This window comes from Enterococcus saccharolyticus subsp. saccharolyticus (assembly GCF_029023825.1).
GTDB classification, from domain to species: domain Bacteria; phylum Bacillota; class Bacilli; order Lactobacillales; family Enterococcaceae; genus Enterococcus_F; species Enterococcus_F saccharolyticus.
Map to the genome: position 1 here is coordinate 1,072,923 of NZ_CP118957.1, position 11,955 is coordinate 1,084,877.

At 36.4% G+C, this 11,955-nt stretch carries 8 protein-coding genes and 2 pseudogenes; 6 read left to right on the forward strand and 4 right to left on the reverse strand.

Going from position 1 to position 11,955, the window contains the following annotated elements:
- The first annotated feature begins 3 nt into the window (after positions 1–3).
- A pseudogene (locus PYW32_RS05615) lies at positions 4–2,162 on the forward strand (ATP-binding cassette domain-containing protein).
- A 41-nt stretch (positions 2,163–2,203) separates the two neighbouring features.
- On the opposite strand, the gene PYW32_RS05620 reads toward PYW32_RS05615, so the two are convergent.
- From PYW32_RS05620 to hemW, 3 genes are all read right to left on the reverse strand, one after another.
- A complete protein-coding gene (locus PYW32_RS05620; RefSeq protein ID WP_245558540.1) occupies positions 2,204–3,160 on the reverse strand; it encodes a CAP domain-containing protein in 957 nt (318 codons plus the stop codon).
- 235 nt (positions 3,161–3,395) lie between these two features.
- On the reverse strand, positions 3,396–4,169 hold the full coding sequence (locus tag PYW32_RS05625; RefSeq protein ID WP_016175303.1) for an HAD family hydrolase: 774 nt from the start codon (positions 4,167–4,169) through the stop codon (positions 3,396–3,398).
- Positions 4,170–4,237: 68 nt separating this feature from the next.
- Positions 4,238–5,401: a radical SAM family heme chaperone HemW gene (hemW, locus tag PYW32_RS05630; protein WP_016175302.1), complete on the reverse strand. Its 1,164-nt coding sequence runs from the start codon at positions 5,399–5,401 to the stop codon at positions 4,238–4,240.
- 240 nt (positions 5,402–5,641) lie between these two features.
- On the opposite strand from hemW, the gene hrcA reads away from it, so the two are divergent.
- The 5 genes and pseudogenes from hrcA to PYW32_RS05655 all read left to right on the forward strand — a co-directional run.
- Entirely contained in the window at positions 5,642–6,682 is a 1,041-nt protein-coding gene (gene hrcA, locus PYW32_RS05635) for a heat-inducible transcriptional repressor HrcA (protein WP_016175301.1), read from the forward strand.
- 16 nt (positions 6,683–6,698) lie between these two features.
- Positions 6,699–7,274: a nucleotide exchange factor GrpE gene (gene grpE, locus PYW32_RS05640; protein ID WP_051113384.1), complete on the forward strand. Its 576-nt coding sequence runs from the start codon at positions 6,699–6,701 to the stop codon at positions 7,272–7,274.
- Positions 7,275–7,324: 50 nt separating this feature from the next.
- Positions 7,325–9,148: a molecular chaperone DnaK gene (dnaK, locus tag PYW32_RS05645; protein ID WP_016175299.1), complete on the forward strand. Its 1,824-nt coding sequence runs from the start codon at positions 7,325–7,327 to the stop codon at positions 9,146–9,148.
- Between the two features lie 169 nt (positions 9,149–9,317).
- A complete protein-coding gene (dnaJ, locus tag PYW32_RS05650) occupies positions 9,318–10,478 on the forward strand; it encodes a molecular chaperone DnaJ (RefSeq protein ID WP_016175298.1) in 1,161 nt (386 codons plus the stop codon).
- 79 nt (positions 10,479–10,557) lie between these two features.
- Positions 10,558–11,175, forward strand: a pseudogene (locus PYW32_RS05655) (ABC transporter permease); the annotation flags it as partial.
- Positions 11,176–11,217: 42 nt separating this feature from the next.
- Here PYW32_RS05655 and PYW32_RS05660 read toward each other — a convergent pair.
- The gene (locus PYW32_RS05660) at positions 11,218–11,955 is read right to left on the reverse strand and encodes an amino acid ABC transporter ATP-binding protein (protein WP_016175296.1); all 738 of its coding nucleotides are present in this window, start codon (positions 11,953–11,955) and stop codon (positions 11,218–11,220) included.

Here is an 11,955-nt window from a genome sequence, read left to right on the forward strand (position 1 = left end):
ACAGTGGTGACGGGCGTTTCGGGTTCAGGAAAATCATCGCTAGTATTTGATACATTAGCTGCTGAATCGCGTCGAGAATTAAATGATACATTTCCTAGTTTCTTACAACATTTCTTACCTAAATATGGTCGTCCTTCAGTGGGAAAAATAGAAAATTTACCAGTAGCGATTGTGATTGAACAGAAAAAATTATCTCCCAATTCACGTTCAACTGTGGGCACTTATACAGAAATCTATACTTTTTTACGTTTATTATTTTCACGAGTAGGTGAGCCTTTTGTAGGTTATTCTGATACATTTTCATTTAATCATCCAGATGGAAAGTGTCCAACGTGTGATGGCTTAGGGTATGTCACGACAATCGATATTCATCAATTAGTTGACTTTGATAAATCTTTAAATGCAGACCCGATTCATTTTCCAACATTTGGCAAAGACGCATGGCGCTGGAAACGCTATGCGTACAGCGGATTGTTTGACTTGGATAAGAAAATCAACGACTATTCTCCCGAAGGATTAGCCCTTTTTTTACATGCCCCCAACAAAAATTGAAAAACGCTCCTGAAAAATGGCCTAAAACAGCTTTATATGAAGGGATTATTCCTCGCATGGAACGTAGTATTCTGCATTCTGATGAAGGAAAGCGACATCAAAAACAACTTGATCGTTTTGTGACTGTTCAAACGTGCCACGATTGTCAGGGAAGTCGCGTAAATGAAAAAGTACGTAGTTGTAAAATTAATGAAAAAAGTATTGCTGATTTAGTAGAATTATCTTTAGATGAGTTGCAAGCATTCATAGCTACCGTTGATGCCCCGTTGGCAATTGATTTAAAACCAGAATTAACTAATCAGCTGCAAGCGCTCATTGACATTGGGTTAAGCTATTTAACGTTGAATCGTTCAACTAGTAGTCTATCTGGTGGGGAAGCACAGCGGATTCGTATTTCTAAATATATTAATAATGCGTTAAATGATGTTCTTTATATCTTAGATGAACCTAGTGCCGGACTATATTCGAAAGACATTGAACGGATTAACCGAGCATTGCAACGATTAAAAGCTAAAGGAAATACGGTTGTGTTAGTCGAACACCATCCACAATTGATTCAAACGGCTGATTATATCATTGATATTGGACCAGCGGCTGGTGAACAGGGGGGACAAGTTCAATTTGCGGGACCGTATCATGAATTTCTAAAGCAACCTACAATAACTAGCCAAGAATTGCAAAAAATGATCCCTGTAAATGACACGCCACGTCACCCCCAAGGATGGTTAGCGGTTGAACATGCGAATTTACACAATTTAAAGGATGTTTCAACAAAAATCCCATTAGGCGTTATGACCGTTTTATATGGTGTTGCAGGTTCGGGAAAATCTTCTTTTGGCGAAGTGATTCGCCAAACTGCTTTAGAAAATAAGCAAGAAGTTATTGCTATCTCTCAAAAAAGTATTGGCATTAATTTACGTTCTACACCATTAACGTATTTAGATATTTTTAGCGATATTCGTCAGCTATTTGCTAAAGAAAATCAGGTGAGTACGACTTTATTTAGCTATAATTCCAAAGGTGCTTGTCCGCATTGTAAGGGAAAAGGGGTAATCGTTTCTGATATGGCGTTTATGGATGATATTGTGACAGAGTGTGAAATTTGTCATGGCACACGGTATCGTCCAGAAGTGTTGGCGTATATGTATCAAGGAAAAACGATCGTCGATATTTTAGATATGACGGTTAACGAAAGTAGCCAATTTTTTGCTGGTGAAACGTTTGTGAAATAATTAACGATGTTAGTTGAAGTTGGTTTAGGCTATTTACGTTTAAACCAGTCGTTAACCACACTTTCTGGTGGTGAGCTTCAACGCTTGAAATTAGCGAATCAACTGCATAAAAAAGGTGCTTTCTATTTATTAGATGAACCAACCGATGGACTGCATTTAAAAGACATTGAACAATTATTAGAGTTATTCAATCGTTTAGTTAATCAAGGGAATACATTAGTATTACTTGAACATCATATGAGTGTCATTAAACGTGCCGATTGGTTGATTGAAATTGGGCCAGAAGGTGGCAGTCATGGGGAACAAGTCATGTTTACGGGTACACCACAACAATTACTGGCTTCAGATGATCAAATTACGAAACCGTATATGTCCTAAAAAAGAGAGACGCTCATTCATTCGAATGGACGTCTCTCTTTTTATTTATAAAATAATTCTGTAAAATAAGGTTGATTTTCTTCATTGAAGGAAACACCAATTCCCAGATTTTCAAACCCATTATTTAAAATATTCTTGCGATGCCCTTCTGAATTTAGTAATCCTTGATGTGCAAAAATACTACTTGCTTGTCCATAAGCTAAATTTTCACCTGCTAATGTATAGGAAATCTGATCATCATTCATCCGATCGAAAGGTGATTTTCCTTGTAAATTAATATGGTCAAAATAATTATTATCTGCCATATCTTTACTATGCTTGCGTCCGGTTGCTTGTGCTGCCGAGGACCAATTTAAAACAGACAACCCACGTTTGACACGAGAAGCATTAGTTAAATCAAACAATTGTGTCTCAAAACCTGTTTGCAAATCAGTTGATTGAGTTGCGTAAAGATAATTTTTGTTTAATTCTAATTGCTCTTCGATAATTTGTACGGCAGTAACTTGTTCACCTTCGTGTAAATCGTAAAAGAAGGTGATGTAGTTATTATCTACAAGATAAACATCATATTCGCCTTCACTATTAATGAGATAATTGTAGAGACCTTTACGAATGGCACTTTCTGGTTCGCCCAGTAATTCGCGAATGGTTTGTTTGTCTGTCCCCACATGAATATCAAGGGTTGAAGAAAGTAATTCTTGGTTGGTAAATAAGCCACGAACAGTATTATCTTGGTCATAAGCAACCATTAAAAAATTTTGATAGTTTTGATGGTAAGTTGCCCATTGTGTGCCATATTCATTTTGTGTTTGGCTTTGTGCTGTTCCATACATTGCTTCAACGTCTTGCTTCGTCGCACCAATTTCAACATTTCCAACTGAAAAGGTTTGTGATTCTGGCTGTGATAAATCTAAAGGAGGAGGTGTTGATTCCTCATTAGTGATTAATTGAGAGAAAGATTGTTGGACAAGCTGTGTTCCTTCTGTCAATAAATCCAACCAAAAAGCACGTGTGAAAAATAATAAAGCGAGGAGACAGAGAAAATAAAAAATCCGTTTTAAGATAAAAAGCACCTCCTAATAAGTATACTATACTGGATAATTCGCAATTTAGAGTAGGTAGAAAGCTGAAAAATGCTTTTTTTAGTTTTTCTTAATTCTTTTTAGTAAGTAGAAAGAAAAAAGAGACTATGGATAAGTCTCTTTAACAGTAAAATAGTTTCAATTTTATTATTTACAATTTTTCAATAATCGGTAAAATTTCCGCTAATCTAGCTACTTCGTGGGTTGGTTGCACAGTCTCGGGCGTTTGTTGGTGATGGTTAATCCAAATATTGGGGATTCCTGTCCGATTCGCCCCTAAAATATCAGTCATTAAATTATCGCCAACCATAATGGCTTCTTGTGGTACGACCGCTGCTGTGGTTAGTGCAAATTCAAAAATTTGCAAATCGGGTTTACCCACACCAACCTCACCTGAAATAATAATATGCGTAAAATAAGGAGCAATCTCAGGTGTTAAAGTTAATTTCGTCCGTTGTAGTGAAGGTGAACCATTGGTGATTAATACTAATTGATACTTGTCTTTTAATTGATCTAACACCGCAAAAGTTTCTGAATAGACAAATGGATGTTTTTTACGTTCAACGACAAATTGTTGCGCAAGTTGTTTACCTAACACCTTATCGTCAATACCACATGCTTTTAAACCATTCGTCCAAGCATCGACTTGATACTTGTTGATTAATTGATGCATTTGTTGGAATTCTACACCTGAATCATCAAACGTGCCCCAAAGTCCTTCAAAAGGATTGATTCCAATCATTTGTGTGAATGGATAAGTTGGATAGCTTTGGTATAATTTTGTTGCTTCTTGTCTAACGGCCTCTTCAAATCTTTCTGGATCAAGTGATGCAACAGTTTTACAAGTTTCTTGAAAGGCCGTTTTAATACTTTTTTTATCCCATAATAAGGTATCATCTAAATCAAAAAAAATAGTTTTAATCATCTGTTTTCCCCTTTGTAGAGCCATAATTAGCTACATTCTAACAAAGATTAAATGAAAAAGGAATAACTTTATTTCGGTAGTAAGAATTTTTCGAAAACTTCATTCCCAATAAACAGTCCTTGTTGTGTGAGCCGAATTCGATCATCTTCGACAACTAACCAATTGTTCTCGATTAATTCTGGTAAAATGTTTCCATAAACATCCATGAATGAACGATTAAATTTTCTAGCAAAGTGTTGTTGTGAAATTCCTGATCGTTTACGGAGTCCTAAAAACATTTCTTCTTCAATTTGATTGTCAATCGTTAATGGTTCTGTTTCAACAATCGGCAAGTTGTTTTCACGTAATGGCCGTAGATAATGTTGAATCGGTCCAAAATTTTTATAGCGCTCATTTTTTAAATACCCACTGGCGCCTGCACCAAATCCGTAATAATTTTCATTGTTCCAATAGACCAGATTGTGTTGGGATTCTTTCCCTGGAATAGCGAAGTTACTAACTTCGTATTGGTAATGTCCAGCTTTTTCCATAGCTTCAATGGCTTCTTCAAACATTTTACTCTCAACTTCTTGCGAGGGTAATTCTAATCGACCTTGACGCACCCAGTTCATAAATTGTGTTTTATTTTCTAAAATCAACGAGTACATTGAATAATGAGGTAAACCTAATTCAATGGCTCGATGTAAAGTATCGCGAAAATCTTCGAGTGTTTGTCCAGGTAGCGCATAAATTAAATCAATACTCACATTATCAAATTGATTTTTTTCAAGTACACGAATGGTTTCATAGACATCTTCAGCGGTATGTTTACGACCGATTTTTTTTAATAAGCGATTATTGAAGGTTTGTACGCCCATCGATAAGCGATTCACCCCATGATGTTTCATTACGTGCAATTTTTCTTCTGTTAAATCACCAGGATTGGCTTCAACTGTAAACTCTTTGGTGGTATTAGTAGGGAGTAAACGATGAATTCCTGTGAATAGAACATCTAATTGGGCAGCGGATAAAGAAGTAGGCGTACCTCCACCAATATAAATAGTTTCAGAACAATCGGTGGGATGAAGTTGTAGCGTTAATTCAATTTCTTTTAGCAAAGATTGAATGTATTCATCCACAGGTTGCCCTTCTAAAAAAACTTTATTGAAATCGCAGTAATAGCAGATGTGTTCGCAAAAGGGGATGTGAATATAAGCCGATGTATTTGTCACTCGGGGTGTTTCTTCAAACATAAATGTGTTTCCTCCATTATCACAATTTCTGTGATCCATTGTATTCGACAAATAGTGTACCATACTTTATTAACTAGACGATATATAGAAGACTTTTTTGGTGTAAAAAAGAAATTAGCACTCTGATGGATAGAGTGCTAAAATTTGAGTGTTTCTTCTTGACTTCTATTTTAAATATGATATATTTATACATGTAGTTAGCACTTAGAAGATAAGAGTGCTAATTAAGAGGTGATAAATTTGTTAACAGAAAGACAAGAAAATATCTTGCGTCTGATCATCCAAAATTATACAAATTTAGGCCAGCCAGTTGGCTCGAAAAAATTAATGGAGGATGGCATCGAAGCAAGTTCAGCGACGATTCGTAATGAGATGAAGACGCTTGAAGATTATGGACTGCTTGCAAAAACACATTCTTCTTCAGGTCGAGTTCCTTCAATGACTGGTTATCGGTATTATGTCGATCACCTATTGACACCTTCGAAAGTAGATAGCGGAGAAGTTGCACTGATTCGTCAGTCTTTTGGGAAAGAATTTCATGAGATTAATGAAATTATTCAACAGTCTGCGAATATTTTATCTACCTTGACAAGTTATACTGCATTGTCACTTGGACCAGATGTAAAGGATCGAAGACTCACTGGTTTTCGAATTGTTCCTTTAAACAATCGCCAAATCATTGCAATTATTGTCACAGATAAAGGAAATGTGGAAAGTCAAATCTTTTCAATTCCTAAAAATTTAAGTAGTGAAGACCTTGAAAAAATGGTTCGTATTATCAATGATAAATTAATCGGGCAACCGCTCATGAATGTTTATCATAGGTTACGAACTGAAATTCCGATGATTCTGCATAAATATTTTCAAACGACTGATGGCGTGTTAGATTTATTTGATGGCATGCTAAATCATATTTTTGAAGAGAAGGTTTTTGTCGGTGGACGAATGAATTTATTGAATTTCGAACACAGTCAAGATGTGGAACAATTTAAGTCGATGTATTCTTTTATGAAAAACTCAGAAAACTTAAATCAGTTATTAGCTCCACGTGATGGTGCCATACAAATTCGTATTGGGACAGAACTTGGCGATAACCTATTGAATAATATGAGTATGATTCAGGCAAGTTATGATATTGAAGGACACGGAAAAGGAACCATTGCTTTATTAGGGCCTACTAGCATGCCTTATTCAAAAATGTTTGGTTTAATCGATGTATTTCGCCAAGAATTAGCTTTAACCTTAGCCAATTATTATCGATCATTAGATTCTGATAATTAGCTAGTTAATCAATAGCATGATTTCAAATAGAAGGGAAGTTAGTCCATTGTCAGAAAAAGAAAAAGTTTCTGAAGAAGTAACGGAAACAAATGAAGTAGAAGAATCGACAGTAGACGAATCTACAGAAGAAACAGAAGTTGTTTCTGAAGTCGATGAACTGAAAAAACAACTAGAAGAAACTGAAGACAAATTCTTACGTGCACGCGCTGAAATCGCAAATATTACAAATCGTAATCGCAATGAAAGAGAATTGTTGCAAAAATATCGTTCGCAAGATTTAGGTAAAAAATTATTACCGGTGATTGATAATCTAGAGCGTGCGATGAATAGTGAAGTAACTGATGAACAAAGCGTCAGTTTGAAAAAAGGTGTGGAAATGGTGTTAGAAAGTTTACGCCAAGCATTAAAAGAAGAAGGAATCGAAGAAATTCCAGCGACAGGTGTTGCTTTTGATCCAAATCTACATCAAGCTGTACAGACTGTACCTGCATCGGATGATTGTCCAGCAGATACGATTGTTGAAGTCTTACAAAAAGGCTATAAATTACATGATCGTGTGTTGCGTGCAAGTATGGTTGTTGTGGCACAATAATAAAATTGATAATTTGATTGAAATGAATACAAACAAAGGAGATCTTTAATATGAGCAAAATTATTGGTATTGACTTAGGTACAACAAACTCAGCTGTTTCTGTATTAGAAGGCGGCGAAGCAAAAATTATTACAAATCCAGAAGGAAACCGTACAACACCATCTGTTGTGTCTTTCAAAAACGGTGAAATTCAAGTTGGTGAAGTAGCAAAACGTCAAGCAGTGACAAACCCTAACACAATTTCATCAATTAAACGTCATATTGGTGAAGCAGGTTATAAAGTAGATGTAGAAGGTAAATCTTATACACCACAAGAAATCTCAGCAATGATCTTACAATACATCAAAGGTTTTGCAGAAGATTATTTAGGTGAAAAAGTGGAGAAAGCAGTTATCACTGTCCCTGCATACTTTAACGATTCACAACGTCAAGCAACAAAAGACGCTGGTAAAATTGCTGGTTTAGAAGTTGAACGTATTGTCAACGAACCAACTGCAGCAGCTTTAGCTTATGGTTTAGATAAAACTGACCGTGATGAAAAAGTCTTAGTATTTGACCTTGGTGGTGGTACATTTGACGTATCAATCCTTGAATTAGGTGATGGTGTCTTTGACGTATTATCAACAGCAGGTGATAATAACCTTGGTGGGGATGACTTTGATAACAAAATCATTGACTACATGGTAGAAGAATTCAAAAAAGAAAACGGCATTGACTTAAGTAAAGATAAAATGGCTGTTCAACGTTTGAAAGATGCTGCTGAAAAAGCGAAAAAAGACTTATCTGGTGTAACAAGCACACAAATTAGCTTACCATTTATTACAGCTGGTGAAGCTGGTCCATTGCACTTAGAATTAACATTAACTCGTGCGAAATTTGATGAATTAACTGCTGATTTAGTAGAACGTACAAAAGTTCCAGTACGTCAAGCATTAAAAGATGCAGGTATTTCTCAATCTGAAATTGATGAAGTAATCTTAGTTGGTGGTTCTACTCGTATTCCTGCAGTAGTTGAAGCTGTCCGCAAAGAAACTGGCAAAGAACCAAACAAATCAGTAAACCCTGATGAAGTAGTAGCTATGGGTGCTGCTATCCAAGGTGGGGTAATTACTGGTGATGTGAAAGATGTCGTATTACTTGACGTAACTCCACTTTCATTAGGTATTGAAACAATGGGTGGCGTATTTACAAAATTAATCGATCGTAATACAACTATTCCAACAAGTAAATCACAAGTATTCTCAACAGCCGCTGATAACCAACCAGCAGTAGATATTCATGTATTACAAGGTGAACGTCCAATGGCTGCGGATAACAAAACTCTTGGAAGATTCCAATTAACAGATATTCCACCAGCACCACGTGGAATTCCTCAAATCGAAGTAACATTTGATATCGATAAAAATGGTATTGTAAATGTTTCTGCGAAAGATTTAGGTACACAAAAAGAACAAACAATTACAATTAAATCTTCTTCAGGTTTATCAGATGATGAAATTGAACGTATGGTGAAAGATGCTGAAGCAAATGCGGAAGCAGATAAAGCACGTAAAGAAGAAGTAGATTTACGTAACGATGTGGATGCTTTACTATTCACTGTTGATAAAACATTGAAAGAATTAGAAGGTAAAGTTGACGCAGATGAAGTGAAAAAAGCTGAAGATGCACGCGATGAATTAAAAGCTGCTGTTGAAGCGAACAACATTGAAGAAATGAAGACAAAACGTGATGCGTTGAATGAAATCGTACAAAACTTAACAGTTAAATTGTATGAACAAGCCGCTCAACAACAAGCACAACAAGATCCTAATGCTGCTCAAGGTGGCGCAGATGATGTGGTTGATGCCGATTTTGAAGAAGTAGATAACGACTAAGCTCGTTACTTGTGAAAAAGCCAAAGTCATCCGCTTTGGCTTTTTCTTCTGGATTGAAGAGATGAAAAGAAACATTTTTTCAACGGATTTTTTCAAAAGGATGTTCCTTCTTTCGGTTTTATGATAAAATACGAAAGACTGTTAAAAGCAAGAAAACGGAGGGAAGCCAATGGCAACAAAACGTGATTATTACGAAGTCTTAGGTTTACAAAAAGGGGCTTCGGACGACGAAATCAAAAAAGCGTATCGTAAGCTTTCCAAAAAATATCATCCAGACATTAATAAAGAAGCTGATGCTGAAACGAAATTTAAAGAAGTTTCAGAAGCATATGAAATTTTAAGTGACCCACAAAAACGTGCAGCATATGATCAATATGGACATGCTGGTACAGATCCAAACTATGGTGGTGGCGCTGGTGGTTTCGGTGGTTTTAATGGCGGCTTCTCAAGTGCTGGTGGATTTGGCGGCTTTGAAGATATCTTTGAATCATTCTTTGGTGGAGGCGGACGTACAGTAAATCCAAACGCCCCACGTCAAGGAGAAGATTTACAATATTCCATTAACCTAACATTTGAAGAAGCAATCTTCGGTGTAGAAAAAAATATTCAATACAAACGTGATGAAACATGTCATACGTGTAGCGGAAATGGTGCGAAACCAGGTACACAGCCAGAAACATGTCATAAATGTCATGGTTCAGGTACGATTAATGTCGAACGTCAAACACCACTTGGTCGTGTCATGAGTCGTCAAACATGTGATGTTTGTCATGGAACCGGAAAAGAAATTAAAGACGTTTGTGAGACTTGTCATGGAACTGGTCATGAAAAGAAAACACACAGTGTGAAAGTAAATGTTCCTGCTGGTGTTGAAAACGGCCAACAAATGCGTTTAGCTGGTCAAGGTGAAGCTGGTACTAATGGCGGACCTTACGGCGATTTATATGTGATTTTCTATGTAGAAGAAAGTGATATCTTTGATCGTGATGGCGCAGAAATTTATTATGAATTACCATTAAACTTTGTCCAAGCTGCTTTAGGAGATGAAGTAAACGTACCAACCGTTCACGGAGAAGTAAAACTAAAAATTCCTGCAGGTACCCAGACAGGAACAAAATTCCGTCTACGCGGTAAAGGTGCACCTCGTTTGCGTGGCAATGGCAATGGTGACCAACAAGTAACAGTGAAATTAATTACGCCGAGAAACTTGAATGAAAGTCAAAAAGAGGCATTACGTAAATTCGCTGAAGTTAGTGGACACCAAACAATTGAACAACAACCAGAAGGCTTTTTCGATAAAATGAAAGATGCCTTTGGTAAGAAAAAATAATTAAAAAGCACTAGTCATGTAAAAGTGATTAGTGCTTTTTTAATGCATCTTTTTTATAAAAATAGATTGTTTTCTAGTCATGTTTTCCATGCCAGAAAGTAATATTTCGATTCCAGAGAAAGTTTATGAACGTTACTTTACAAATGATTCATCCAGTTCAACATTAGTCGTGACTTTAGAAAATGAGGCAACACCTGCGACAGTAACCACGGATGTAATTAAACGATTAGAAGAAAAAGGAACAATGGAAGATTTCGGTGAATATGTGGTCTTTGATACCGCCTTGTTAACAGATGGGATTAGTCAAATTTTAGGAACGATTACGTTATTCATTTCCTGTGTTGCAGGTATTTCGCTCTTAATTGCGGGAGTAGGGGTGATGAGTATGATGTATATTTCTGTTTCTGAACGAACCAAAGAAATTGGCATCCGTCGTGCATTAGGTGCTACTCGCAATTGGATTCGTTTACAATTTCTTTTAGAGGGTGTGACGCTGACTTTAGTTGGCGGCATTATTGGCTATATTATCGGCATTGCATGTGCTTATTTGATTGGTTCTCTAATCGATGTTTCTGTATCAATTGATTTCTTTACCATTGCGTTAGCAGTAGGTGTTTCTAGTGGAATAGGCATTATCTTTTCAGTCATACCTGCTTCAGAAGCGGCGAAAAAAGATTTAATTGAAATATTACGATGAAAAAAGACGTCACATTCGTTTAAAGATGTGACGTCTTTTTTATTAGATATTTAATACTTTGTCTAAGAAATCTTGGGTACGTTCATGTTGTGGGTTGTTGAAGACTTGTTCTGGTGTACCGTCTTCTAAGAAGTTACCGCCATCAATAAACATGACACGATTTGCCACTTCTTTCGCAAAGCCCATTTCATGCGTAACGATAACCATCGTCATCCCTTGTTTCGCTAGTTTTTTCATAACGTTTAATACATCACCAACCATTTCTGGATCAAGTGCTGAAGTTGGTTCGTCAAACAACATGATATCTGGGTTCATCGCTAAGGCACGAGCAATTGCGACACGTTGTTTTTGTCCCCCAGATAAATTATCGGGATACATATTTTTCTTATCCGCTAAGCCAACTGTTTCAAGTAGTTTAGTGGCTTGTTCTTCGGCTTCTTTTTTTGGAGAACCTTTTAAGTCCATCGGTGCTAACATAATATTTTCTAGCACGGAAAGATGAGGGAACAAGTTAAAGTGCTGGAATACCATACCGATATGCTGACGCACTTGGTTAATATTAGTTGTTTTATCCATTAAATGTGCACCATCAATGATGATATCGCCGCTTGTAGGCTCTTCTAAGCGGTTTAAACAACGTAAGAATGTAGATTTACCAGAACCAGAAGGACCGATGATACAAACGACGTCACCCTCTTTAATTGAAGTGCTGACATTATTTAAAACAGTATTATCTCCATATTTTTTTACGAGATTTTCAACAAGAATTTTTTCTTTCAT

What these genes read in the sequence shown, in the direction of transcription:
- PYW32_RS05625 (WP_016175303.1), bottom strand. Translation starts at nt 4,169, where the DNA reads ATGATTAAAACTATTTTTTTTGATTTAGATGATACCTTATTATGGGAT.
- hemW (WP_016175302.1), bottom strand. Translation starts at nt 5,401, where the DNA reads ATGTTTGAAGAAACACCCCGAGTGACAAATACATCGGCTTATATTCAC.
- grpE (WP_051113384.1), top strand. Translation starts at nt 6,699, where the DNA reads ATGATTTCAAATAGAAGGGAAGTTAGTCCATTGTCAGAAAAAGAAAAA.
- dnaK (WP_016175299.1), top strand. Translation starts at nt 7,325, where the DNA reads ATGAGCAAAATTATTGGTATTGACTTAGGTACAACAAACTCAGCTGTT.
- dnaJ (WP_016175298.1), top strand. Translation starts at nt 9,318, where the DNA reads ATGGCAACAAAACGTGATTATTACGAAGTCTTAGGTTTACAAAAAGGG.
- PYW32_RS05660 (WP_016175296.1), bottom strand. Translation starts at nt 11,955, where the DNA reads ATGAAAGAAAAAATTCTTGTTGAAAATCTCGTAAAAAAATATGGAGAT.